General features: G+C 60.8%; 18 protein-coding genes. 3 read left to right on the plus strand and 15 right to left on the minus strand.

Annotated features, from left to right (window positions below; all coding sequences use genetic code 11):
- Positions 1-2: 2 nt before the first annotated feature.
- Complete coding sequence (glgB, locus tag ACA063_RS14010) at positions 3-2,234, plus strand: 1,4-alpha-glucan branching protein GlgB (RefSeq protein ID WP_497666355.1); 2,232 nt, start codon at positions 3-5, stop codon at positions 2,232-2,234.
- Positions 2,235-2,335: 101 nt separating this feature from the next.
- Here the strand turns inward: glgB and ACA063_RS14015 are convergent, their stop codons facing one another.
- The 13 genes from ACA063_RS14015 to glgA all read right to left on the minus strand — a co-directional run bounded on the left by ACA063_RS14015 (position 2,336) and on the right by glgA (position 21,929).
- A complete protein-coding gene (locus tag ACA063_RS14015; RefSeq protein ID WP_497666356.1) occupies positions 2,336-3,409 on the minus strand; it encodes an autotransporter domain-containing protein in 1,074 nt (357 codons plus the stop codon).
- Between the two features lie 436 nt (positions 3,410-3,845).
- Entirely contained in the window at positions 3,846-6,509 is a 2,664-nt protein-coding gene (locus ACA063_RS14020) for an autotransporter family protein (protein WP_497666357.1), read from the minus strand.
- Between the two features lie 102 nt (positions 6,510-6,611).
- Positions 6,612-7,412, minus strand: a complete 801-nt coding sequence (locus tag ACA063_RS14025; RefSeq protein WP_497666525.1) for an endonuclease/exonuclease/phosphatase family protein — start codon at positions 7,410-7,412, stop codon at positions 6,612-6,614.
- A 158-nt stretch (positions 7,413-7,570) separates the two neighbouring features.
- A complete protein-coding gene (locus ACA063_RS14030) occupies positions 7,571-8,329 on the minus strand; it encodes a PIG-L deacetylase family protein (RefSeq protein WP_497666358.1) in 759 nt (252 codons plus the stop codon).
- A gap of 147 nt (positions 8,330-8,476) precedes the next feature.
- On the minus strand, positions 8,477-9,076 hold the full coding sequence (locus ACA063_RS14035) for an SAM-dependent methyltransferase (protein WP_497666359.1): 600 nt from the start codon (positions 9,074-9,076) through the stop codon (positions 8,477-8,479).
- Positions 9,073-9,831 carry a PIG-L deacetylase family protein gene (locus ACA063_RS14040; RefSeq protein WP_497666360.1) on the minus strand — a complete coding sequence of 253 codons (759 nt, stop codon included), beginning with the start codon at positions 9,829-9,831 and terminating at the stop codon, positions 9,073-9,075. The genes ACA063_RS14035 and ACA063_RS14040 overlap by 4 nt, the downstream gene beginning before the upstream one ends.
- On the minus strand, positions 9,828-10,817 hold the full coding sequence (locus tag ACA063_RS14045; RefSeq protein WP_497666361.1) for an acyl-CoA dehydrogenase family protein: 990 nt from the start codon (positions 10,815-10,817) through the stop codon (positions 9,828-9,830). The genes ACA063_RS14040 and ACA063_RS14045 overlap by 4 nt, the downstream gene beginning before the upstream one ends.
- Before the next feature lies 1 nt (position 10,818).
- Positions 10,819-12,978, minus strand: coding sequence for a glycogen debranching protein GlgX (gene glgX, locus ACA063_RS14050; protein WP_497666362.1), 2,160 nt, complete (start codon positions 12,976-12,978; stop codon positions 10,819-10,821).
- Between the two features lie 342 nt (positions 12,979-13,320).
- On the minus strand, positions 13,321-13,662 hold the full coding sequence (locus ACA063_RS14055) for a DUF2934 domain-containing protein (RefSeq protein WP_497666363.1): 342 nt from the start codon (positions 13,660-13,662) through the stop codon (positions 13,321-13,323).
- 21 nt (positions 13,663-13,683) lie between these two features.
- A complete protein-coding gene (locus ACA063_RS14060; protein WP_497666364.1) occupies positions 13,684-16,461 on the minus strand; it encodes a malto-oligosyltrehalose synthase in 2,778 nt (925 codons plus the stop codon).
- Positions 16,458-18,536 (minus strand): 4-alpha-glucanotransferase, encoded by a 2,079-nt coding sequence (malQ, locus tag ACA063_RS14065; protein WP_497666365.1) that lies wholly within the window; start codon positions 18,534-18,536, stop codon positions 16,458-16,460. The genes ACA063_RS14060 and malQ overlap by 4 nt, the downstream gene beginning before the upstream one ends.
- Positions 18,533-20,329: a malto-oligosyltrehalose trehalohydrolase gene (gene treZ / locus ACA063_RS14070; RefSeq protein WP_497666366.1), complete on the minus strand. Its 1,797-nt coding sequence runs from the start codon at positions 20,327-20,329 to the stop codon at positions 18,533-18,535. Before treZ ends, malQ begins: the two co-directional genes overlap by 4 nt.
- Positions 20,330-20,342: 13 nt before the next feature.
- Positions 20,343-21,929: a glycogen synthase GlgA gene (gene glgA, locus ACA063_RS14075; protein WP_194693195.1), complete on the minus strand. Its 1,587-nt coding sequence runs from the start codon at positions 21,927-21,929 to the stop codon at positions 20,343-20,345.
- A 562-nt stretch (positions 21,930-22,491) separates the two neighbouring features.
- Between glgA and ACA063_RS14080 the strand changes: the two genes are divergently transcribed.
- Together ACA063_RS14080 and nudC are read left to right on the plus strand one after the other, a co-directional pair.
- Positions 22,492-23,304: a crotonase/enoyl-CoA hydratase family protein gene (locus ACA063_RS14080; RefSeq protein WP_497666367.1), complete on the plus strand. Its 813-nt coding sequence runs from the start codon at positions 22,492-22,494 to the stop codon at positions 23,302-23,304.
- 6 nt (positions 23,305-23,310) lie between these two features.
- Positions 23,311-24,141, plus strand: a complete 831-nt coding sequence (gene nudC / locus ACA063_RS14085; RefSeq protein WP_497666368.1) for an NAD(+) diphosphatase — start codon at positions 23,311-23,313, stop codon at positions 24,139-24,141.
- On the opposite strand, the gene ACA063_RS14090 is transcribed toward nudC, so the two are convergent.
- Together ACA063_RS14090 and ACA063_RS14095 are read right to left on the minus strand one after the other, a co-directional pair.
- Positions 24,109-24,888, minus strand: a complete 780-nt coding sequence (locus tag ACA063_RS14090) for a TSUP family transporter (protein ID WP_497666369.1) — start codon at positions 24,886-24,888, stop codon at positions 24,109-24,111. The genes nudC and ACA063_RS14090 overlap by 33 nt on opposite strands.
- Before the next feature lie 299 nt (positions 24,889-25,187).
- Positions 25,188-26,342 carry a MalY/PatB family protein gene (locus ACA063_RS14095; RefSeq protein ID WP_497666370.1) on the minus strand — a complete coding sequence of 385 codons (1,155 nt, stop codon included), beginning with the start codon at positions 26,340-26,342 and terminating at the stop codon, positions 25,188-25,190.
- Positions 26,343-26,589 lie beyond the last annotated feature (247 nt).

Below are 26,589 nucleotides of genomic sequence, written 5' to 3' on the forward strand. Positions count from 1 at the left end.
TCATGAGTTTCTCGAACAAGGAACAGGGTCACGCTAAAGAAGCGCTGCTGCCCTCATCGCGGGACATCGACGCGCTGGTGCGCGCCGAGCATCTCGACCCCTTTGCAATTCTGGGCCCCCACGGCGATGGCACCGGCGGGCAATTCATTCGGGCTTATCTGCCAGACGCCTTGAGCGTGCAGGTCATCGCCAAGGACTCCGGGGAAGAACTCGGCAACCTTGAAGCGACCCAGACGCCTGGATTGTTTGTCGGCCATTTCGACCGGGCTCAGCCGTATGTGCTGCGCACCCGCTGGGCCGGTGGCGAGCAGGTGTCGGAAGACCCTTACAGCTTCGGCCCGTTGCTCGGCGAGATGGATTTGTACCTGTTCGCCGAAGGCAATCACCGCGACCTCAGCAGCTGCCTCGGTGCGCAGCTGAAGACGGTTGATGGCGTCGATGGCGTGCGATTTGCCGTCTGGGCACCGAATGCCAAGCGGGTGTCGGTGGTCGGCGATTTCAACAATTGGGACGGTCGTCGTCATCCGATGCGCCTACGTCATCCTACCGGTGTCTGGGAGTTGTTCATCCCGCGCATGCAGGCCGGTGAAGCCTACAAATACGAGATCCTCGGTGCCCAGGGCATTCTGCCGCTCAAGGCCGATCCGATGGCGCTGGCAACCTCGCTGCCACCGGACACTGCGTCGAAAGTCGCCTCACCACTGAACATCGACTGGCAGGATCACGAGTGGATGCAGGCGCGGGGCGAGCGTCAAAAGCCGAGCGCGCCGTTGTCGATCTACGAATTGCACGCCGGTTCCTGGCAGTGCGAACTGGACGATCTGGGTGAAGTCGCCCGTCAGTACACCTGGCATGAACTGGGTGAACGGCTGATTCCTTACGTCAAGGAACTGGGCTTCACCCACATCGAACTGATGCCGATCATGGAACACCCGTTCGGTGGTTCGTGGGGCTATCAACTGCTCTCGCAGTTCGCCCCGAGCGCCCGCTACGGTTCGCCGGATGATTTCGCCGCCTTCGTCAATGCCTGCCACCTAGCGGATATCGGCGTGATCCTTGACTGGGTTCCGGCGCATTTTCCGACCGATACCCACGGCCTGGCCCAGTTCGACGGCACTGCGCTGTACGAGTATGGCAACCCACAGGAAGGCTTCCATCAGGATTGGGACACGCTGATCTACAACCTCGGCCGCACCGAAGTGCACGGTTATATGCTGGCGTCGGGGCTGCACTGGCTCAAGCATTTCCACGTCGATGGCCTGCGTGTCGATGCAGTGGCGTCGATGCTGTATCGCGATTACTCGCGCAAGGCTGGCGAGTGGGTACCGAACCGGCATGGCGGTCGCGAGAACCTGGAAGCCATCGACTTCCTGCGCCACCTTAATGACGTAGTCAATCTCGAAGCGCCGGGTGCGCTGGTGATCGCCGAAGAATCCACTGCGTGGCCGGGTGTGAGCCAGAGCACGCAACAGGGCGGCCTGGGTTTCGATTACAAATGGAACATGGGCTGGATGCACGATTCACTGCATTACATCCAGCAGGACCCGGTCTACCGCGGGCATCACCACAACGAGCTGAGTTTCGGCCTGGTGTATGCGTGGTCCGAGCGTTTCATCCTGCCGATCTCCCACGATGAAGTGGTGCACGGCAAGCATTCGCTGATCGACAAGATGCCGGGTGATCGCTGGCAGAAATTTGCCAACCTGCGGGCGTACCTGAGTTTCATGTGGTCGCACCCGGGCAAGAAATTGTTGTTCATGGGCTGCGAATTCGGCCAGTGGCGCGAGTGGAACCACGATCAGCAACTGGACTGGTACCTGCTGCAGTACTCCGAACACAAGGGGGTGCAGAAGCTGGTGGGTGACCTGAACCGGTTGTATCGCGAAGAACCGGCGATGCACGATCAGGACGACGCGCCGCAGGGGTTCCAGTGGTTGATCGGCGACGATGCGATCAACAGCGTCTATGCGTTCCTGCGCTGGAGCAAGGACGGGCGTCCGGTATTGGTGGTGGCCAACTTCACCCCGGTGCCACGTCAGGGTTACCGCGTGGGCGTGCCGTTCGCCGGGCGCTGGACCGAGGTCATCAACAGTGACGCGGCGATGTACGCCGGTTCCAACTACGGCAACGGTGGCGGGGCGTTTACCGAAGAAGAACCGAGCCACGGGCAGCCGCTGTCGCTGGGCTTGAACCTGCCGCCGTTGGCGGTGTTGATTCTGCGGCCGGAGCTGTAAATCAAAAGATCGCAGCCTTCGGCAGCTCCTACAGGATCGGGTTAACACACCGTCAATGTAGGAGCTGCCGCAGGCTGCGATCTTTTTTCAATGCCAACCGCTCACCAGCGCATCCGTACGCCCAGGCTGCCGATCAACCCGTTCAAATCGTTGTCATCCACATCACTGCTGTAATCGGCGCTGACGTACAGACTCACCACCGGCGTCACCCTCGCCACCAGACCCAATCCCAACTCCACCGTCGATGAATTGCGGCCGCTGCTGATCTTGTCGACCTGATCGAGGGTCACCGTGTTGCCGGTATACACCGTGTGCCACAGGTTGGTCCGAACATAGGGTTCCACGCCCAGGCCATTGATGTCGTAGCTCCCTTTCAATCGTGCACCGACCCGGCCGCTCCAGGACGTCAGGTCGCTGGATGATGCGTTGCTCGATCCGGCGTAGGGCGTGTCCAGGGTGATGCGCTGATTGATCAACTGCGCCTGGGGTTCGACCACCCAGTTCTCACTCACTCCGATCGGGAAGCCGCCCTCAATCGACAACGTCACTGCGCTGCCTTCGGTAATCTGCCGGGCGCCCTGTTCATTGCGGCTGAAACCGTTGACCCGGCCGCCACTGGCAGACAAATCCACATGCCAGCCTTGTGGGCCGGTCAGGCTCCAGTACGCGCCAAGGCTCTGGCCTTGCAGGTTGAGGGTGTCGGTGGCGGGATCCGCCAGGGCACGGCTGGTCAACAAACCGTTGCTGTTGCCCTGGAACTGGGTGGTGCCGCCGATCAGCCCGACCCGCTGGGTATGACCGCTGCTGCTTTGCAGCGTCAGGATCGCCGGGCCTTTGAATTCGGTGCCGCCAGAGAGTGACGAGCCTTGGGCCATAAAGTCGGTTTGAGCCTGGCGCGAAGGTTGGCCGTAGAGTTGATCCCAGGCGGAGGGTGCTGCGTCTTCAATCGTGAGGCGTGAACTTCGTACATCGTCAGCGGGGCTGAACTGGCCTGGGTAGGGGGCGGTAATGGAAATAGCAGGTAGTGACAGCACCGGTACGTCCTGGCGATACCAGGGCAGCGTTTCATCTTCGGCAGAGCCTGCCTTCACCTCCATGGATGAACACAGCAGGATTGAGCTTGAAACGGTGCAAAACGTGACTTTGATCTCTTGAGGGGTGAGTGAAGTTCTCATGGTGGTCTACCTTGCAATCGCATGCGCTATCTCGCTTTGGCGTCTCTCCTACCCCGAATGAGGGGCGACCGAATGGAGTAGGCAAGCCTCTGACCGCCCGTTTAGTCGGGTGTCTGGAGGCTTTAACCTGGTGGTATTTCCGGGGGTAGTACCGTGTAGCTAAGAAGACCCATGACGTTGCGTCAAGAAAATGGCCGATAAATGGTAGGGTTAATTTAACGCCGTCAAGTGTCTGATTTATGTCGTTGATCTAAGTACTTGTTTGTACATGACATCGTCAAAAAAACCCGCGCCAGAGCGTTTAAATGATGGTTGCCAGCTAACCCTGACCCCCACGTTACCTGACAAACCACGCAGGTCCTGGCTGTCAATACTGCTGCTGTAGTCTCGCACTGGCGACTAGACACGGGACACGGATAGCTGTCGTATCAAATCACTACCAGCTCATTCTCAGGCCCAGGTTGCCACTGACCCCTTCCAGATCATTGGTGTCCAGTTGGGTGGTGTAGTCGACGCTCCCATACACACTGACGCTGGAAGAAAGTTTCGCGACAATCCCTGCACCGATGTCCGCCGACGATGATTTGTGCTCACTCTTGATCCGGTCGACGCCGTTGTAGGTAACGGTGTCGTAGCCGTCAAAGGTGTGCCAGGCGTTTACCCTGAAATAGGGCTCAAGGGGAACGTTGTTTGCCAGATATCGGCCTTTGAGGCGGGCGCCGAGCCGGCCCGTCACGTAGTCCTGTGAATCAAATGACACGTCGGAAATACCGTCATTCTGGTTGTCCAGATCGATGCGTTGATTGATCACTTGCGCCTGGGGTTCGATCACCCACTTCTCCGACACGGGAATGGGATAGCCCGCCTCCAGCGACAAGGCAACGGCATGCCCTTCGGTGTCCATTTTTACCCCACGCTCGGAGCGGTTGTCGCCGTCCAGACGTGACCACATCGCTACGGCATCAACGTACCAGCCGGCCGGGTCAGTCAATGTCCAGTAGCCACCAAAGTGATCACCGTCGAGTTTTACCCGACCTGAGCGGCGGTCCTGAAAGCCTTCGGCAAAACCGTCGACATCGCCTTGCAGGTGACTGTGGCCGACAAACAATCCAAAGCGTTGCAGCTGTCCCCCGCTGGTCTGCGAGGCGTACAAATCATGACCGATCTGAAAACCCTGGAGCGAACCGTCGAAGCTCGGTGCCGCGGTGCCGGACCAACTCTTTTGCAGGTTACTGCCATAGACGCGGCCCCAGCCTGCGGGGACGGCATTGGTTTCGGTGAGCAGACTCTGCTCGCCCTGGCGCTCGTGGAACGTGCCCAATGCTTGCAGCGTCATCAATTGAGCGGCAGGGATGACCACCGAGTACACCGGCACTTCCAGGCGATACAACGCAATCGGGGCTGCACCGGCCACCGCGGCAGGAATCGGTGGAGTGGTGGCGGCGGGCGTCGGGGAGGTCTCGGCGGCAATCTGCGCGGGTGCAGGGGCGGCTGGCTCGACGGGGGCAACAGGTCGAGCGGTTGGCGGTTCGACCGCAGGCTCATCCGGGTCCACCACCGGCGCAGGTTGCACAATGGGCGGCGGCGCAGGCGGTACGACAGGGGGTGTCACCACGGGCGGGACGGTGGGCGGCGCGACGGCGACGACCGATGAACGCAGGTACCAGTTGTTCTCTGAACCCGCCGTGACGCCACCCTTGAACAGGTAGTACTCATAGGCCCCGGCCGATAGCGAACCTTTCAATGCAAAGGCATCGCTGCTGCTGACGGCGCCGTTTTGCGCCTGCACCACTTCGATACCGTTCTGTTGGGTCAAACCGCCCAGCCCACCCAGGTTAGTCACCCCCAATTGGGTATTGCCGGTGATGCCACCCTGGGACACCACCAGTTTGTCGCTGGCTGAGCTGTCGTCACCCAGCACGGCTTGCAGCAGCAATTGCCCGTTATTGCCGACGTAGTTGCCGTGGACCGTCAAGGTGTCGGTGGCACTGCTGCTGTTGCTGGTCATGTCGATGATGCCGGCGTTGTTCAGCGTTGCCAACTGGCCTGCGGTATAGGGGCGGATGTTGCCTTGCGTCACCACCAGGGTGCTGCTGCCGTCTATGGAAAAAGTCCCGGTACCGGTCGCGCTGTCCCCAAGGAAAAAATCTCCGGCAAGGTCAAATCGCGAGTTGTTCGTAAGGTTGACGCTTTCCCAGCCGATGTACCGGGCTGCATTCGCAGAAGAGGTGTTGTTGAAGGTCAACTGGTCGGTACCCAGGCCGCCGTCGATGGAAGGCGTGAGGCTCAGCAGGCTTTCACTCAGGCCGCTGAGCAGCGCAGTATCGTTGCCGTCACCCATGAGCACCGCTGATTTTATTTGCCCGCCACTCCAGTTGAACTTGTCATCGCCGACGCTGGCGCGGATCTCGCCTACGATCTCGCCGCCGCTGACGGTGATGCTGTCGTTGCCGCCGCTGACACTGATGTTGCCACCGATTCTGCCGCCGGAGACGATGATGGTGTCGGTGCCGAAACCGGTCACCAGGTTGCCAAGGATTTGCCCGCCAGACAGGTCGAAGATGTTGTTGTCGAGCTTCATGTCGACACGACCGATGGTGCCGTTAGTCATCTTCGCCACGTCGCCGTCTTCGAACGCACCGACAATGTTGCCCCCGGTCATCAGAAAGGTGTCACGACCGTCGCCTTGGGCCAGGGACCGAATCGTCCCGCCGCTCATGAAAAAATCGTCGATGCCATTGCCTTGACTTACCGAGCCGATGATCTGCCCGGCCGTGATTCGCATTGTGTCGACGCCGTCACCCTGGTCCAGATTGCCGGCGAGGGTGCCCGAGTTCATGTCCACACTATCGCTGCCGGCGCCGAAGGTGACGTTGCCGTTGATTTGGCCGGTACCGTTGGCAGGAAAGGTCAGAGAGTTGTTGCCGAGCAGGTCGGTCAGCGGTCCGCTGGTGGCGCTGTCACAGACGTAATTGTCGTTGCCTGCGGAGGGAGTGAGTGTGCAAGCGGCTTGGGCATTCACCGACCAGCCGATGCAAAAACAGAGGGGAACAGCGCAAACGCTAAAGCGGTACTTGGGCCGTGCTGTCGAAAAATCCATTCTCGTCTCCGCGTGGTCATTAGCATCAACAACAACCTATCAAGAGTTCCAAAAGGAAACTACTGACACAATTGACAGGTCGTGCTGATGAATTCCCGCGTATCAAAGATGTACTTCTACCGCCAACGGCAGGTGATCCGACAAGTGCGTCCAGGGTTTGTGACCCAGTATTCGCGGTTCATGGCTGCTGGCATTACGCAGGTAAATCCGATCCAAGCGTAGTAGAGGAAACCGTGCCGGGTAAGTTTTTGCGGGGCGGCCGTGGTGGCGCTCGAAGGCTTCATGCAGATAATCGCGACGGGCGAGGGCGGCATTGCCTTGCAATTGCCAGTCGTTGAAGTCGCCAGCGATGATCACCGGCGCATCGTCAGGCAGTGATTCGAGCAACTGGCAGAGGAGTTGCAGTTGCAGCTGGCGATGGCTTTCCAACAGGCTCAGGTGCACACAGATGGCATGGACTTCGGCGTGTCCCGGAACGTCCAGCACACAATGCAGCAAGCCGCGACGCTCGGGGCCCGTGATCGAGACGTCGAGGTTGCGGTACTCGCGAATGGGGTATTTGGAGAGCAGCGCATTACCGTGGTGGCCATCGGGGTAGACAGCGTTGCGCCCGTAGGCAAAATCGCTCCACATGCTGTCGGCGAGAAATTCGTATTGCGACGTTTGCGGCCAGTTATTGAACCGGGAGGAATGGCGCTCGTGTTCGCCGACGACTTCCTGCAAAAAAACCAGGTCCGCTGAGGTACTGCGCACGGCTTCACGGAGTTCTGGAAGAATGAAACGTCGATTAAGTGCGGTGAATCCTTTGTGGGTATTGACCGTCAATACGCGTAGCCGATGAACGGCCGGCGGGGTGTTCAACGGCACCGAATCGATCGCCTGCCGCGTTGGATCACTGGTCACGTTCATACCTCTGAGTCGGCTTCATATGTATGCGACTGATGTGCGTGGGATCAGTTCAGCCTGAGTTCCGTATCAAAAGATCGCAGCCTTCGGCAGCTCCTACATGGGGCGCGTTTCTACGGTAAGAGCTGCCGAAGGCTGCGATGATCTTTTTATCTTCAGACAAACACAATCTCGTACGGCAACCGCATGCGTTGCAGCAGCACCCTGGGCAGCAGGGGGGCGATGCCGATGGCGGGTTCGCCGTTGAGTTGACTGGCGTAGGCGTGAGTGGCGTGGCTTTTGCGCGCGACGGTCCAGCTGTCGAGGCGGACTTTGCGAGCACGGTGCCAGGGGATTTGTTCGCGATCCCGCAGGGGCCGATGCCACGCCTGAATCGGTACTTCGTTGAACGTCGCACCGAGCATTTTTGCCGCCCGGGCACTGGCACGGCTGACCGTGTCGTGGTCGCGATTACTGTCCTCGCTCCAGGTGCTGAACACCACGTCGCCGGGGCGCAGGTAACGCGCAATAAATTCGGTCAATTGAGCTTCCTGCTCGGCCAGGGCGTTGTCGGTAAACCCGCCGCGCACCCATTTCAGGCTGTGCATGGGCAATCCGAGCCGGCGCAGCGCTTCGACGCTTTCTTGGGAGCGAAACACACTCAGGCGTTTCTCCGACCACTGTTGCGACCCCGGCTGGCTGTTGCTGCCATCGGAAATCGAGATCAATTGCAAGGGATGGCCCAAGGCACTGAGCAATTGCAGCAGGCCACCGCACATCATCACTTCATCGCCGGGGTGGGTCGAGATGACCACTGCCCGCGCGCCCGGTGGGACGAGGGTTTCGGTATTGATGACGGGAATGTTGTCCAGTTGCGGGGCGCCGTTCCAGATCTGTGCAGGCGGGCTGTTTTCGCTGGTGGAGGCAGATTTCATCGCAATGACATCCTTGTTGTAGGTGTATGAACAATGTCGGCGCTCCGTACCCTGGATTGCCGCGGGAAGAGTATTGCTCATGTCTGGCGATTCGTCGCGTCGATGTTCTATCCGGTACGTTTTATTTCGCGCTGCCCATCCGATCGATTAACGCAGTCCCTCCAGCGCCGCCACGGAACGGGGTTCGCGGCTCCAGACTTCCAGCAGAAAATCCGCCTCCTGATGCAGCACCAGTCGCGGCAAATGCAACTGTTCGTGCAGCAAGTCATGCACCTGCCGCGCGTTCAACGGGCAGCCATCGATGGGCGGACGCCAATGGCAGGCGAGGAGCTGGCCATCGGCAGTCAGGGATTGCCCGGCCTTTTCGATCAGCCGCTTGAGATCTTCGGCGTCGAGGTAATAACCCACCTCGCTCAGCACGATGAGGTCGAACTGTTCTTCCGGCCAGTCATTGGGCAAGCGCCCCTGACGGACTTCGGCGTGGTCAAACAGACTCAGGCGAGTCCGCGCCAGCGTGACCGCCGCGCTGGCCGTGTCGCAACACAACAGGCGGTCGCAGCGCGTCGCCAGATCAGCACTCAGTTCACCGTTGGCACAGCCTGGCTCGAAAATGGCGCGGTACCGGGGGCGGGGTAATGCCGCCAGGGTGATTGCGCGCTTGCGTTGTTCATACCAGCGGTCGCGGAACGCCCAGGGGTCATCGTTGCCGGCAAACAGCCCGTCGAAATAGCGATCCTCTACGCTCATAAAAACACCACCTCAAAAGGTTGCAGCAACCGGTCCAGTACAAACGGCGCCAGTACCGGCGGCAAGCCGACCTGGGGATCACCTTCCAGCTGGCTGGCAAACGCATGAATGGCGTGACGTTTGCGCGCTACCAGCGGCGGGTCCAGCAGGATCTTTCGCGCCCGATGCCACGGCACGCCGCTGTCTTCGGGGGTCGCCCAATGCCAGGTCCACACCGGCAATTCGTGCAGCGTGGCCCCGACGCGTTGCGCTGCCTCGGCACTGGCGCGGCCTACGGCTTCGTGGTCGCAATGGCCATCCTCGCGCCACGTGGTAAACACCACATCCTTGGCGCGCAGATGGCGCTCGATGAACTCGACCAGTTCCGTCTCCCGTGCCGCCACCTGGCTGTCGGCAAACCCACCGCGCAGCCATCTCAAACTGTGCAATGGCAGACCCAGTCGGCGTAGCGCTTCGACGGACTCCTGCGGGCGCACCGTGCTGAGCCGTTCCACCGGCCAACGCTCGGAACCTGGATGGCTGGCGCTGCCGTCAGTCACCGAGATCAGCTGCAACGCCCGACCCGCCTGCGCCAGCAATTGCAGAAAGCCGCCGCAGCCGAGTATTTCGTCGTCGGGGTGCGGCGCGATGATGACCGCCCGAGCGCCTTCAGGGACCAGTTCAAGAATATCGACGGTGGCCAGTTGTGCCAGGTGGCGAGAGGTCTGCCACAGGTGCAGTGGCGTGCCCTGGCCGACGATTGGATTGGTCTTCATAGCGTCCAGGTCCCTTGGATGATTGTTTGCCCCAGCGCCGCAAGATCGCGCTCGGCATGGCTTTGCCGCAGGAACACCGGCAAATCGGCAATGAGGCGGGCAAATTGAGGGTCCTTGCAGTACGGGGCGGCACCCAAAGCACGGCCCACGTGATGGATGACCTGCTCGGCGGCGTTTTCCACGACGGCGCGAGCGCGCCGGGCTAACAGCTCGGCATTGTCGTGGGGAGCGGCGTCGATGGTCGATGCGCTGAGCCGCAGCACTGAAGCCGCGCCGTACAACGCGCTGTCGACGGCACCCAGGTGGGCGAGGGCATGGGGTTCTTCGCGGTGAGCGCAATGGGTGCGCAAGCGTTCGGCGAGGCTGCAAGCGGCGCCATACCAGCACGCCGCGATACCGATCCCGCCTTGCCAGAAACCGGGGCGTTGCAGGTAGTCCCCGGGGTTGCCGATGGCTTGCGCCTGCGCGCCATCGAATAGCACTTCGACACTCCCGGTCGCCGCCATACCCACCGCCTGCCAGCCTTGATCCGTGACCGTCACACCGGGTTGATTCAGTGCGACCGCGACTAACTGCTGGCGATCCTGCTCATCCCAGGCGGTCAGCAGCGCGTGGCTCAACACCCCCGCACCCGAACACCAGGCCTTGCGACCGGTGAGCACTGCCGATGAACCTTGCACCGCCACACTTACCCGCGCGTTGGGCGGTTCGGCGGCCCACATGCCCCAGGTGCTGGAAGGCGGGGCAGATGCACCGAGTTGCGCAAGGATCGCCAGTGCGTCGGTGTGCCCCTCGTACAACTTGCACAGCCCCAAATCATGCCCGCCAACTTCGGCCAGTCGCTGGAATCGCTCCAGCGTCTGGCCGCTGCCGGGTAATGGCAGCTGATCAAGCCCGGCTTCAACCAGCTCGCGCAGGCACTGTCCTAGTGCCTGCGCGTTGGCATGATCCATTGCCTGCCGATCAAGAAAAGTCTTGAGGTCCATTTCACTCTTCTTCCTCACGCTGCAGTTCGAACAGCAGCAACGAGCGGCCGGTGACGGAGTATTCATGGCCGAACTCGAAGCGCTCCTGACCTCGGATCGAGGGTTGGTTGGTGTCGATCATGCAGGTCCAGAAACCGCCATCCGGCACTTCCGGCAAGGTGAAATTGACCACGTCGTGGTGCGCATTGACCACCAGCAACAGCGTGGCGTCCGCGCCCTTGCGGCGTATTCCTGTTTCCTGAGCGCGGCCGTCGAGCAGCATGCCGAGGCAGCGACCGTGGGCTTCTTCCCACTGTTCAATGGTCATTTCACTGCCATCGGGTGCCAACCAGGTCACGTCCTTGACGCCAATGTCCTCGTTGTAATTACCCACCAGGAAACGCCCGCGACGCAGGATCGGGTAGGCCAGGCGCAGCTTGATCAGGCGTTTGACGAATTTGAGCAACGCCTTGCCGTCTTCGCTGAGGTCCCAGTTGACCCAACCGATTTCGCTGTCCTGGCAGTAGGCGTTGTTATTACCATCCTGGGTGCGGGCGAATTCGTCGCCGGCGACCAGCATCGGCGTGCCCTGGGACAGCAGCAGCGTGGCGAAGAAGTTGCGCATCTGCCGCTGACGCAGCTCGTTGATTTCCGGATCGTCGGTCGGGCCTTCGACGCCGTGGTTCCAGGACAGGTTGTTGTTGCTGCCGTCCTGATTGTTCTCGTCGTTGGCTTCGTTGTGCTTGTCGTTGTACGACACCAGGTCATTGAGCGTGAAGCCATCGTGAGCCGTGATGAAGTTCACCGACGCATACGGACGTCGACCTCGCTGGTTGAACATTTCGCCGGAGGCCGTCATGCGGCTGGAGAAATCGGCCAACTGACCGTCGTCGCCTTTCCAGAAGGCGCGTACGGTGTCGCGGAATTTGTCGTTCCATTCGACCCAGCCCGGCGGAAAGCCACCGACCTGATACCCACCGGGGCCGCAATCCCAGGGTTCGGCGATCATCTTCACCTGGCGCAGTACCGGATCCTGGCGGCAGGCCACCAGGAAGCTGTGGCGCTCGTCAAAACCGTCATGGTAGCGCCCCAGAATCGTCGCGAGGTCAAAGCGGAAACCGTCCACGTGCATTTCCGTGGCCCAGTAACGCAGGGAGTCGGTGACCATTTGCAGGACGCAGGGGTGGCTCAGGTCGAGGGTGTTGCCGGTGCCGGAATCGTTGATGTAGTAGCGCTTGTCATCTGGCATCAAGCGGTAGTAGGACGCGTTGTCGATGCCGCGCATGGACAGGGTCGGGCCCTGTTCATTGCCCTCGGCGGTGTGGTTGTAGACCACGTCCAGAATCACTTCCAGGTTCGCTTCGTGCAGGTGCGCAACCATTTCCTTGAATTCGGCGATCTTGCCACTGGCCAGGTAACGCGGGTCCGGGGCGAAAAACGCGATGCTGTTGTAGCCCCAGTAGTTGGTCATGCCTTTGTGCAGCAGGTGCTGGTCGTTGACGAACGCATGGATCGGCAGCAGCTCGACGGACGACACGCCCAGTTTGCGGATGTGTTCAAGGACGTCATCAACCATCAACCCGGCAAACGTACCGCGTACATTTTCGGGGACGGAGGGGTGACGCATGCTGATGCCGCGAACGTGGGTCTCATAAATGATGGTCTTGTCCCACGGCACACTGACTCGATGGTCGTGGCCCCAGGTGTGAGCCGGGTCGATCACTTTGCACTTGGGCACAAACGGTGCGCTGTCACGCTCGTCGAAGCTGAGGTCGGCGTCGGGGTGGCCAATGGTGTAGCCGAACAAGGCTTCGGACCATTTCAACTGGCCGACCAGTTGCTTGGCGTACGGGTCGATCAACAGTTTGTTGTGGTTGAAACGATGACCGTTAGCCGGGTCGTACGGACCGTACACGCGGTAGCCGTAAATCAACCCTGGATGGGCGTCGGGCAGGTAGCCGTGGTAGATCTCGTCGGTGTACTCGGGCAACTCGATACGCTCGAGTTCGACTTCACCTGAGTCATCGAAAATGCACAGTTCGACTTTGGTGGCATTCGCTGAAAACAAGGCAAAGTTGACCCCCAGGCCATCCCAGGTTGCACCGAGCGGGAAGGGCAGGCCTTCACGAATTCGCGAGGCCTCGGCGTGAGGTTCTGTCGCGGGTTTTTTCGGACTGGTCATATTTGCTCCTGCAAAATGGGGGGCGGTAGCGTCATAGGGTGCTGGCTCTGTTGGGCGAGCCCTATGGTGAAGTGAATTCTCCCTGCTGGGAGTGAACCCTGTGGCAAGGGGATTATCCCTGCGTGGGGTAACTCCTGTGGCGAGGGGATTTATCCCCGTTGGACTGCGAAGCAGGCCTAAGTTTTTAGGGCGGCTTCGCCACCCAACGGGGATAAATCCCCTCGCCACAGGACCCATTCCCACAGTGGAATGTGGGGTGTTTTTGTTCTTTTTTCAGGGTAAACAAGCCCTGTGTGGCGAGCGAGCTCGCCACAGGTTCAGACAGGTCAACGATGTCTAGCGTCAGACCGCGGGTTTTTTCGTGGTTTTCGGTTTTTTCTCGACAGCTTTTTCGCCTGGCGGAATCACCGAAGAAGCCGCTGCGGGCTTGGCCTTGGCCGCTGCCTTGGGCTTCGCCGCCGGCTTGATGTCGAGCTTTTCGTCAAGCTTGCCATTGGGTTTAGCTGTCTTGCTGGCGGCGCCCTTGCTACCGCCTGCTTTTGGCGCCTTGCTCGGGGCCAGGGCTTCTGCCTCGGCGAGCTTGCGAGCCATCTCCCAGTGACGGGCTTCCTGGCCCTCGGGTTTTCCTTCCGACTCCCAGATCTGATAGGCAAATTCTCGAACGCGTTTATCGTCGGTACTCATCGCTATGCTCCTGAACTGAACTCAAGCTTGGGTAGAAAATTGGATAAAGAGATTGACCGGGAAATCCCCCAGCGCGGCGCTGATGTTCAGCTCCCTGTTTTTTGTGACTGCTGTGCTGGAAAAAAGTCCATTCAGATTTTCGTTGGATGACTCGAACGGTAACTTGACCCGCGTGTCGCCCCACTGCGGCGCATCAATGCGCGGTTCGGCACCGTTTTTCAGCAATGGCGCGCAGCGAATCGGCACGATCACGATGGCTCGTTTACCCGCCAGTTCGCGAACGAATGCGAGTACCCGGTGCGCCTCGCTCCCGACCACTTCGAGCGCCTGATAAGAACCCCGGGCAAACAGTTCGGCATGCTCGGCCCGCAGGTTCAGCGTATTCGTGATCAGCGCTTGCTTGACCCGCCCGTCCCGCCAGTTCGCCAGCAGGTCAGTCAGGTCCAGCGGTTGTTCCAGCGACTGTTGCCGGCTGAGGTAATCCACGGGCCGGCGATTGTCCGGATCCACCAGGGTGAAGTCCCAATAGTCGTTGCCCTGGTACAGGTCCGGCACGCCCGGCACGGTCATGCGCAGCAAGGTTTGCGCCAAGCTGTTGAGTGCACCGGGCGCGGCAATGGTCTGAACCGCTTTACCCAGGGCAGAACGCAGCAGCTCACCGTCAGGACTTAACAGCAGGCGTTCGATGAATGCCTGGGTCGCGTTTTCATACGCGTCGTTCGGCGCGCTCCAGCTGCTCTGCAACTTGGCTTCACGCAACGCCTTTTGTTGCCACTGCCACAAGCGTTTGGCGTATTCCTCGAGGGCCGGACCATCATCGCTGCGCAAGTCCAGCGGCCAGCTGCCGAGGATGGCTTGATAGAGGATCAGTTCGTCACCCGTGGAAGGCATCAAATCGTCGTTGCGCAGCGGGCGGGCGAGGGCTTGCCAGAGCGGAACCTGTTCGGCGTACCAGGCACTGCGTTCACTGAGCACCGCAAGGCGCGCGCGGGTGTCTTCACCGCGTTTGTGATCGTGGGTGGCGGTGGCCAGCAAGTTGTCCGGGAAGGCTTCGAGGCGATCGACGCAGACCTGGTGGAAGCCAGTGACCGGCGCGCTGAACTGTTCGGTGCTGAACCCCACATCGTTACGCGACAGCAGCACGGCCGAGCGGTAGAACGCGGTGTCTTCCACAGCCTTGGCGGCGGCGGGCGAGGTCAGTTGCTGGAAACGCACACAGGCATGCTTGAGGATCTTGCGCGAGCGACCGATCGGACGTTCACGCCACGGCTTGCCACCCAGCCATCCGGCCAGGCAATCGAGCACCGGCCAATCGGCTTCGCCCAGGGTTTGTCGAGCACCGTCCATGGCCTGCTGGAAAAACACATCGTCTTCGCTGGAGCGTCCCCGGGGGCTGATGTAGGTGCGGTACACCGGGAAGTGCACGATCAATTCCTGCAACGCTCGACGAATCGCGCCCAGGGTCAGGTCGCGGGTCATCAGGTCGTCGCGGGCCACTTGCAGCAAGGCCTGGGCGACGCTTTCGAAGTCGCCGGCCAACGAGCCGTTGAGGATCTGCGCCCGCGCAAGCTTCGCTTCCTGACCGAAGTCGGCAGGGCGTTCGCTGTAGCGGTTCCACAGATCACCCAAGGTCTGAGCGCCTGCGGGATCGTGTTGCAGCAGCGACAACTGGTTCATGAATTCATAGCCGGTGGTGCCATCCACCGACCAGTCGCGGTGCAGGGTTTCCCCTTCACCGAGGATTTTCTCGACGTAGATCGGCAAGTGCCGATCCGGCGACAGGCTGTCGACACGGCGGCGCAGTTTGCGGCAATAGCCCCGAGGGTCGGCGAGTCCGTCGATGTGATCGATGCGCAGTCCGTCGATCAAGCCCTCGGCCACCAACTCGAATATTTTCGCGTGGGTTTCCTCGAACACCGCTGGACGCTCGACACGCAAGCCACCCAGTTCGTTGACATCGAAAAACCGCCGCCAGTTGATGTCGTCCCCCGCGGTGCGCCAGCTGGCGAGGCGATAACTCTGGCGCTCCAGCAGTTGGTGCAAGCGCTGGAAACCTTCCGGTGTCAGCGAGTCGTAGGCTTTGAGGTTCTGTTCAATGCGCTGGAGGACAGCCGGATCGCTCGCCAACTCGCGCAGCTCCGCCTTTAAAGGCATCGCCAGGCTGTGAGCGTCCGTCTGATAGCTCAGCGTGCTGAAACGGTCGGCCAGTGATTTGAGCGAGTCATCATCCGTCTTGAGCAGTTCACCGTAACTGGACGGGCAGATCGGGAAGTGGTGGTCGTAATGCTCGACATGGAACGAACCGCGCTGCGCATCGAATCGCAGGGGCAGGGTGCCGTCCTGCAACGCGACGCCGTAGTCGCTGCCGAGGAAAGGCAGCAGCAACTGGCCTTCCATCAACGGGTCGGGGGAATGCCACTGGATGTCGAAAAACTCGCCATAAGGGCTGAGCCGTCCCCATTCCAGCAAGTCCAGCCACCAGGGGTTATCGCTCCCGCCGACTGCCATGTGGTTGGAGACGATGTCGAGAATCAGCCCCATGTTCTGTTCACGCAAAGCCGCCACCAGCCGGCGTAATGCGGGTTCACCGCCCAGCTCCGGATTGACCGCCGTCGGATCGACCACGTCATAACCGTGCATTGAGCCGGCACGCGCCGCGAGCAACGGCGAGGCGTAGACGTGACTGATGCCCAGTCGGGCGAAGTACGGCACCAGGGGCACCGCTTGATCCAGGGTGAAGCCTTTATGAAATTGCAGTCGCAGCGTCGCGCGCAGCGGTTGGATTGATCGTTGAGTCATTGGTCGCGCTCACCCGCTTGAAGTCGCGCACAGGCGAGCAATTCCAGGCGCCGGGCGGCGTCTGGATCATCCAGTAGCGTTTCGCTGTCGCCAGGAAAACGCCGGCACCAGTTGGGGTGGGTGTTGGTGGTGCCGGGCAGGTTGGCCTGCTGTTCGATGCCCAGGGCATCTTCCAGCGGCAGCAACACCAGCGGCGCACGGGTATGGCCGAGGAAACGCACGCTGGCGTCGAGCACCTGATCGGTTTCATGGGACTCTTCACGGAAGTTCTGCGGGTCCTCCTGGAAGACACGACGCAAGCCTTCGCGCTCGCGTTCACGGTGCTGGCGCCATTCGATTTCACCGTTGGCGTCGGTCAGGCCGAGTCGGGCGTTCCAGTCGATGTCCCGTCCGTGCCACCAGCCATTGAGCGTCGGCAGATCATGGGTGCTGGTGGTCGCCAGGGCGTTGTCCGGCCAGTCCAGGATCGATTTGAAGTGTGCGTTGTCTTGCTCGAACAACAACACCCGCATGCCGAGGATCGAGCGCGCGATGAGTTTTTCCTGAAGCCCGTCCGGCACCGTGCCGAGGTCCTCGCCGAGAACGATGGCCTGGTGACGGTGGGATTCGAGTGTCAGCAACCGCAGCAGATCGTCGACCGGGTAATAGAGGTAGGCGCCATCGGCAGGCGATGCTCCATTAGGGATCACCCACAGCCGCTGCAGGCCCATGACGTGATCGATGCGCAAACCGCCAGCGTGGGCGAAATTGGCGCGGAGCATTTCGATGAACGCGCGGAAGCCGTTGCGCACCAGCCCCTCAGGCGAGAATGCGGAAATCCCCCAGCCCTGGCCACTGCGATTAAGAATGTCCGGCGGCGCACCCACGGTCAGGGACGCGAGCAGTTCATCCTGGCGACCCCAGGCCTGACTGCCGCCACCGTCGGCACCGACCGCCAGATCGGCGATCAGGCCAATGCTCATGCCGCTGCTGCGGGCGGCGGTCTGCGCACGCTCCAGGCATCGGCTGATCAGCCACTGACAGAAGGCGAAGAAACCGATGCGTCCCGCGTTTTCTTCGGCGAAATCGGCGAGCGCGGCGCTGCGTGGATCGCGCCATTGCTCGGGCCACTCGCGCCAGTCGAGCTGTTCGCCCTTGGCGGCGCGAGCCTCTTGAATGGCTTCGAAGCGACAATGGTTTTCCAGCGCCTCACCGCCGGCATGCCGGAAGCTGCTGAAGTCGGCATGCAGCGGGTGTTCACCCTGGATGAAGCCTTCATACAACGCCTGCAGCAGACGATGCTTGACCTCTGCAGCAACCGGCCAGTCGATCAGCGGCAGTTCTTCCAGGTGCTTGAGCTCAGCTGCGAGGCCGGTGGAATCAATGGCGGTACGCATCGCCCGTTCGCCGAGGATCGCGCCAGGTGCCGCATACAGGCTGTTTAGAAACAAACGGCTGGACGGCGAATACGGGCTGTAGCGCTGGGTGTCGCTGCTGAACATCGCATGCAGCGGGCTGATCGCCAGCGCCTCGGCACCTCGTTCACCGGCGACACGGGCCAGATCTTCCAGTGCCTGGGTATCCCCGAAACCACCATCACCCTTTCGGCGCAGGGAATAGAGCTGCACGCTCAGTCCCCAGGCCCGCGGAATCGGGCTGTCCACGGCATCGCCGACGCTGTAGCAACGAGCGGGCGCCACGGCCAGGGTGAATTGTTGTCCGTCGATGCTGACGTGCTGGTAACCCACGGGCACCAGGCCGGGCAACATCGCTTTTGAGTCGAGTTTCAGATGGAGCCGCGATCCGTCTTCGAGGTGGATTTCACAGGGTGTCTGAGGCTCGAAGTAATGCGCCAGGTCGAGCGAGGCACCGAAATCCACGGTGAGCATCGGTGGCAGGTGGCGGGTCAGTTGCACTTCCTGCAACTGAAGCAGGCTTTCATCAATTTCCTGCGCGCTGCTCGCTGGGTGGCCGAGGCCGGTCAGGACATTGCGTAATACCGAGGGGGCGACCTTCTGCGGGCGGCCGTTGGCGTCGATCCAGTCGACCGCCAGGCCGGCACGGCTGGCCAGTATTTCAAGTTGCGCATCACTCATTGGCGCTCTCCATCCGGGGGTAGCAAAGGGGCTGCGGCCTTGAGATTGACTAGCGCGCAATACGGGGCGAGTTGGCCCTTGTCCAACAGGCTGGCGGATTGCGCAGGGTGTTCGAACAACAGCCTGCCACCGGCCTGTGGAGTGTGGACCACCGGCTTGTCGCTGAGGTTCAGGTCAATGCGCAGCTCACTGCCGTCGCCCAGTTGCCAGCGCGCCGACACCGCGCCTTTCGCCAGCACATCGGCACCCAACGGATGGGTCCCCGCCAGGTGGGCAACGATGTGCTGATGGCGAATCTTCAACAGTTGTCGATACAGCTCGTAGATGGCGGATTGCCGATTTGCCGTCAGGTTCGGACGGGAGGCTTCGAAGGTCTGTTGTGCGTTGGGGTCGGGAATCCGTTCACGTTTTTCCGGGTCGGCGAAGGCGTCGAACGCGGAAAACTCGTTGCGGCGGCCTTCGCGCACCAGCTCTGCCAGTTCGCCGTGGTGGCTGGTGAAGAACAGGAATGGCTCCTCGGCGGCAACCTCGTCGCCCATGAACATCAACGGGATCATCGGTGACAACAGCAACAACACGGTCGCCGCTTTTAACGCCTCTGGATGGGTCAGTTGGTGCAGCCGTTCGCCAAAGGCGCGATTGCCGATCTGGTCATGGTTCTGTAAAAACAACACGAACGCACTGGTCGGCAAATGCCCGCTGGGCTCGCCGCGCGCTTCACCGTCGCGATTGGTATGGCCCTGGAACACGAAACCCTGGCTCAGGCAACGCGCCAGTTTTTCCGTGGGGTCGTCGGCGAACTCGGCGTAATAGGCGTCGGTCTCACCGGTCAGCAGCACGTGCAAGGCGTTATGGCCGTCGTCGTTCCACTGCGCGTCGAAGCCTTCCTGCAGCAGGCTGGCCTGGTTGTGCTCGTTCTCGACCGTCAGCCACACATGCCGCGCCGGGTCTGTCTGCTGGCGGATGCGCTCGGCCAGTTCCTGCAGGAAATCCGGGCTTTCGATGGCGTGTACCGCGTCGAAGCGCAACCCGTCGAAGCGGTACTCCATCAGCCACATCAACGCATTGTCGATGAAGAAGTCACGTACTTCGCGTCGCTGGAAGTCGATGGCCGCGCCCCAGGGGGTGTGCTTGTCTTCGTTGAAGAAACCCTTGGCGTAGCGATGCAGGTAGTTGCCGTCCGGGCCGAAGTGGTTGTAGACGACGTCGAGAATCACCGCCAGGCCGTGGCCGTGGGCGGTATCGATCAGGTGTTTGAGTTGTTCCGGCGTGCCATAGGAGGACTGGGGTGCATAGGGCAGTACCCCGTCGTAGCCCCAATTGCGGTCGCCGGGAAATTGCGCCAAAGGCATCAGTTCGATGGCGGTGATGCCCAATTCTACGAGACGCGCCAGGTGCTGTTCGACGCCACTGAAGCCGCCAAGCGCACCAACGTGCAATTCGTAAATTACCGCCTCGTTCCAGGGCCGCCCTTGCCAGGCGGTGTGTTGCCATGGGTAGGCGAGGGGGTCGACCACCACGCTGTGCTCGTGGAGGTCGCCGGCCTGGGCCCGGGAAGCCGGGTCAGGCACTTGCAGTTCACCATCAATGTTGTAGCGGTAGCGCGTGCCGGCGGGGCAACGCGTTTCGATCACGAACCAGCCATTGGCCTGAGACAGTAGCGGCAAGGATTTTCCATCTTCCAGTTCGACACTGACTTCACGTGCGTCTGGCGCCCACAAGGCAAAACGCGTGTGCTCTGCATCCAGCATCATTGCGCCGTGGGGCCAGGTTTCAAGGGTCCGTAACGGCATCTATGAAAACCTCTTACTGTTTGTGCGACTTTCCTAGCGCTTTGGCGACTAGCTGTTCGTAAAGTTCGGCGTAGGGTTCGACCGCCTTGCACCAGTTGAACGGTGCGGCCATGGCACGGCAACGCATGGCGTTGAGCAGATCGGGGTAGGCAAACACCTTGAATGCGCGGCTCAGGGCTTCCTGGTAACTCTCTGCCGTTGATTCGTCGAAGAGGAAACCGGTTACGCCGTTTTCAATGGTGTCGGCCAGACCGCCGGTATTGCGTGCCACCGGTAACGATCCGAAACGCTGGGCGTACATCTGACTCAAGCCGCAAGGCTCGTAACGCGAAGGCATCAACAGGAAGTCGCTGCCGGCGAACATACGCCGGGCGTCGGTCTCGTTGAAACCGATACGCACGCCAATCTGGCCCGGGAAGCGCAGAGCGAGTTCACGCATGGCTTGCTCTTCTTCGGGCTCGCCGCGACCGATAATCGCAATTTGACCGCCGGATTTGACGATGTATTCGGACACCGCTTCCGTCAGGTCCAGGCCTTTCTGGTAGACCAGACGCGAGACCACGGCAAACAGCGGGCCCTGCGAATCGGCAAGGCCGAACAGTTCGCGGACATGGGCCGCGTTAACCGCCTTGCCTTCCCAATCGCCAATGCTGAAAGGGCAGAACAGGTGCGGGTCGGTGGCGGCATCCCAGCTTTCGTCGATGCCGTTGGGAATACCACTGAGCAGGCCTTGCTGGGTCTTGGCGGCGAGAAAACCGTCGAGGCCACAGCCGAAGTCCGGCGTGGTGATTTCCTGGGCGTAGGTCGCACTGACGGTCGTGATGTGGCTGGAGTAAGCCATGCCGGCCTTGAGGAAAGACATCTTGCCGTAGAATTCCATGCCTTCTTGCTGCAAGGCGTGGTTGGGAATGCCCAGCTCAGGGCAGGAGCCCAGACTGGTCACGCCCTGGTAGGCGAGGTTGTGAATGGTGAACAGCGTCGGGGTCCGCTGTCCGCGCCAGTGCATATAAGCAGGCGCCAGGCCGGCAGGCCAGTCATGGGCATGGACCAGGTCCGGGCACCAGTGGATTTGCGCGAGGTTGGCGGCGATATCGGCAGCTGCCAGACCCAGGCGGGCGAAACGAATGTGGTTATCCGGCCAGTCGCGACCGTTGTTGGCGCCGTAAGGCGAACCCTCGCGCTCGTAGAGCTCGGGGCAAATCAAGACGTAGATGACCAGACCGTCGGGCATGTCCATGCGCCCGATCTTGCAGGGCGGCAGCGCCGCGTGGCCGCCCAGTTCGCCAATGATGTGAATCGGGTTTTCACTGTTCAGCACCTGCGGATAGCCAGGGATCAACACTCGCACATCATGCAAATGCGCCATGGCGCGGGGCAGGGCGGCAGACACGTCACCCAAACCACCGGTCTTCACCAGATCGGCAATTTCCGAGGTGACGAACAGCACGCGTTTCTTATTCGGATTCTGGCTGGTGACCGGTGTCAGCGGTCGGGCGCTGGGCACAATGACCGATTGCGCAGCGGGTGCACTCACGGCGCTCGTATCGCCGACCTGCTGATGAGCACGTTCTCCCTGAATATCTAAAGCCGCACTGATCATATGAATCTCCCGTGTTGTTGATCTAATTCTAGGTCTGGCACCAACGGTGTTCGGTGGCCTGTCCCTGTGGCCGGGCGCAAACGCGCTACGCATCGGTGAGCAAACGCTGCCAATGCGTTAAAGCAGAATGGCTGGAGGAGGTATTGCAAGGATCGAACCAGTCGCAACGCCCCCGTCTTTAAGCTGACCTGCCGCGTGTCGCAAAAGTTTCTTCTATTTTCCCCAACCGTGACCGACCGGTTTCGACCGGCGAAACTGAGTCTAGGCCAGAACCTAGAGCGGGCCAGCCCAGCCGGGTAAATTGTTCGACAATCGTATTCAGAGGGTAACGAACGAAGCCCTTCGCAGGGAGATTGCACCGACGAAGGGCAGTTTTATTTTTCGTGCTGCCTCATAAAGTGACTGGCGAGTCACAATAGTGGGCGATGTGTGACAGTTTGTTTGCACTGTTGTGGTGCGATCACCCAAGTCCCGCATTTGGCCGAACCACTGCCTTACTGCCGGGCAGGCGGCCTTGGTATAGTTCCGGCCTCAATTTTTTACCCGGTAAAGGATCACTGCCATGTCTCAGTACACCGCGTTCGCCGTCGAACTGGTTGATAAAGTCGCCCATGTGCAGATCAATCGGCCAGAAAAGATCAACTCGATGAATGCGGCGTTCTGGACCGAGATCATCGAGATCTTTCAATGGATCGATGACACCGATGAAGTGCGCGCGGTAGTGATCAGCGGCAACGGCAAGCATTTCTCCTCCGGTATCGACCTGATGATGCTGGCCGGTGTGGCCAATGAACTGGGCAAGGACGTTGGGCGCAATGCGCGTCTGTTGCGGCGCAAGATCCTCGCCCTGCAAGCGTCCTTCAATGCCGTCGACAATTGCCGCAAACCGGTGCTCGCGGCGATTCAGGGCTATTGCCTGGGCGGTGCCATCGACCTGATTTCCGCGTGCGACATGCGTTACGCCGCCGAAGACGCACAATTTTCGATCAAGGAAATCGACATCGGCATGGCCGCCGACGTCGGCACCCTGCAACGCTTGCCGCGCATCATCGGTGACGGCATGCTGCGTGAACTGGCTTACACTGGTCGCTCGTTTGGTGCCGAGGAAGCACGCGGCATGGGCCTGGTCAACCGCGTCTACAACGACAAGGACAGCCTGCTGGACGGCGTGATGGGCATTGCCCGCGAGATCGCCAGCAAGTCGCCGATCGCCATCACCGGCACCAAGGAGATGATCAGCTACATGCGCGATCATCGCATCGACGACGGCCTCGAATACGTCGCCACCTGGAACGCCGCCATGCTGCAATCCACTGACTTGCGCGTGGCCATGGCCGCCCATATGAGCAAACAGAAACCCGAATTTCTGGATTGATAAAACATGACTTCACGCTGGACCACTGCAGTACTGGATACCGATCAACCCGGCGGCTGGTGCGTTGCGCGCAGCCCTGAGGGCTTTCTGTTCGATGACAACGGTGCGCTGTTTCCACGGGAGTGGCTCAAGCGCCAGGACCTGTCGATTCTGGCCGAGCATGGCATCGGTCATCTGGACGGCGAGCCGGTTTACCTGCTGGAGCTGCATAGCCACAGCGAAGTGCCGGGCTGCAACTGGAAAGACTTGCGGGCCTTCATGCTTGAGGGCGACCACACGCTGTACAAGGTGCTGGGTTATGCCGCGCAAATTGGCACCTGGGCGCGCGAGCATCGCTTCTGCGGCAACTGCGGTCAGGCGATGGTGCAAGTTCCCCGCGAGCGAGCGATGTTTTGCGCGCCCTGCAACCTGCGCAGCTACCCGCGGATTTCGCCGAGCATGATCGTGCTGATCACCCGAGGCGATGAAGTCCTCCTGGCGCGCTCCCCGCGTTTCGTTACCGGGGTGTACAGCACGCTGGCGGGGTTTGCCGAACCGGGCGAATCAGCCGAGGAGTGCCTGATTCGCGAGGTGCGCGAAGAGGTGCAGATCGAGGTCAGGAACATCCAGTACCTGGGCAGTCAGTGCTGGCCGTTTCCGCATTCCATGATGCTGGGGTTTCACGCCGAGTACGCCGGTGGCGAAATCGTGTGTCAGGAAGACGAGATCGAAGACGCCCAGTGGTTCAACGTTCACGACTTGCCGCCGTTGCCCGCGTCTCGCTCGATTGCCCGTTACCTGATCGACGTCTATGTGGCGCGGCGCTTAGGCCACGCTGAACCAGTGTTGCCAGGCTAACCGCACGGTCAAGCCCAGCACCACGGTGATGAAAACCGGGCGAATGAACTTCGCGCCGCCGCTGATGGCGGTGCGAGCTCCGAAAAACGCGCCGACCATCACTGACAGGCCCATGCTCAGGCCGATGATCCAGTCCACCTGCCCGGAAAACACGAACACCGACAGCGCTGCGATGTTGCTGACGAAGTTCATGCTGCGCGCCACGCCGCTGGCCTTCACCAGGTCGATGGGGTACATGAGCATACTGCTGACAGTCCAGAACGCGCCCGTGCCAGGGCCGGCAATGCCGTCGTAGAACCCGAGGGTGAAGCCCTGGGTCGACTGCCACTTCTTCTTGATCGGTGCGTCGCTGTCCAGCGGTGCCTTCGGCGTGCCGCCGAACAACAGGTACAGGCCGCAGGCGAAAACGATCACCGGGAGCATTTTGTTCAGCCATTCTGCCGGGAGGTAGTGCGCAACCACTGCGCCCGTCAACCCGCCGATCAGGGTGCCGACAATGGCGTGCACCCACTGCCTCGGATGAAACAGCTTGCGCCGATAGAAGGTGAGACTGGCGGTGGCGGAGCCGAAGGTCGAACTGAGTTTGTTGGTGCCCAACACCAGATGCGGGGGCAGGCCCGCGGTCAGCAAGGCGGGCGTCGTCAACAGACCACCGCCACCGGCAATGGCGTCGATGAATCCGGCTATAAAGGCAACGAAGGCCAGAATGGCCAGGGTAGTGAGGTCAACGCTGAGTTCAAAGGGCATGGAATCGGCTTATTCGGCAGGGCGCAGAACGGGGCTGCAAAAGAGGGGCGACATAGTACCCAATAACCCTGTGGTTTGCTTGGCGACCCAGCCCCCTGTAGCAGCTGGCGAAGCCTGCGTCCGGCTGCGCAGCAGTCGTTAAACCTGGCGATCAGATCCATTCTGACCCACCGCGTTCACTGGATTTACGACTGCTGCGCAGCCGGACGCAGGCTTCGCCAGCTGCTACAGGGGTTGTGTGTTTTCGCCGGATAATGCGGCAGTGGTCAGGGTTGTGTGGGCGGTGGATTGCGGGAGGGTCAGGCCTTTAGGTGGCGCAAGCTGCGTTCCATCCGTGCGATTCCTTCTTCCAGCAATGAACGCGGGCAGCCGAAGTTGAGGCGCACGAACTGTTGGTGTTGATCACCGAAGTCCAGGCCCGCGCTCAAACCGACCTTTGCCTGTTCCAGGAAAAACTGCTGCGGATTGTCCAGGCCCAGGGCCGAACAGTCGAGCCACGCCAAATACGTGCTTTGCGGCACATTCATGGTAATGCCCGGCAACCGGGTGCGAACGGCGTCGACCAGGTAATCGCGGTTGGCTTGCAGGTACGTCTTGAGCTCTGCCAGCCAGGGCGCGGCTTCGCTGTAGGCCACACGTGTCGCTTCCATGCCCAGCGGGTTGACGCTGTCGACCATGCCGCAACGGGCGTGGTTGACCCGCGCGCGCAACGCCGGGTCCTCAATGATCATGAACGATGTCTTCAGCCCGGCAATGTTGTAAGCCTTGCTGGCGGACATCAACGTGATGGTGCGGCGGGCAATGTCCGGGCTCAGGGAGGCCGTCGGAATGTGCACGCGACCGTCGAAGCACAGCTCGGCATGGATTTCGTCGGAGATGATCCACGCGTCCTGCGCCAGGCAGATCTGCGCCACCGCTAACAGCTCTTCGCGAGGAAATGCCTTGCCCAGCGGATTGTGCGGATTGCTCAAGAGCAGGGCGCCGCCACCTTGCAACGACTGGCGCAACGTATCGAGAGGAGTGGAATACGTGCCGTCTGCCTGGGCGACGAACTCCAGCTCAACCTTGTTCAGCCCCCAATGACCGGGTGCATGGCGCAACGGCGGGTAATTCGGCACCTGAACCACGACGTTCTGCTGAGGCTCGATCAGCGCATTCAGCGCCATGTTGAACCCCGACTCGACCCCCGGCAGAAAGATCAGTGCCTGCGGATCAACACGCCAGGCGTATTTGTTCCATAAGTCGGCAACAATGGCTTCGCGCAGATCATCCTGGGAAACGCTATAACCGAGCAGTGGGTGCTCAAGACGTTTTTGCAGCGCCTGAACAATGACCGGTGGCGCAGCGAAATCCATGTCCGCCACCCACATCGGCAGCACGTCAGCCGGGTAGCGACTCCATTTGGTACTGCCAGTGTTGTGGCGATCGAACACCTGATCAAAATCGAAGGTCATGCACAGTCTCATAGCAGGCTGGATTGAGGATGAGGGCCATGATAATCGCCTGAGCCATTGGGAGCGAGCGGCTTGGGACAGGGGGGCTTGATAGCCAATCCAGTTTTGAAGTGCGGTGTTCACCCAGGTACTTGCTTAACCTGTGGAAGCTGAGCTTGGTCCGGGCGGCGTTCCGACGGTGGCGGCCTGGCAGGCAACAACTTTCTCCCAGATGCCCCCAGATCAAACTGTAGGAGTGAGCCTGCTC

This window comes from Pseudomonas sp. LBUM1643 (assembly GCF_059716215.1).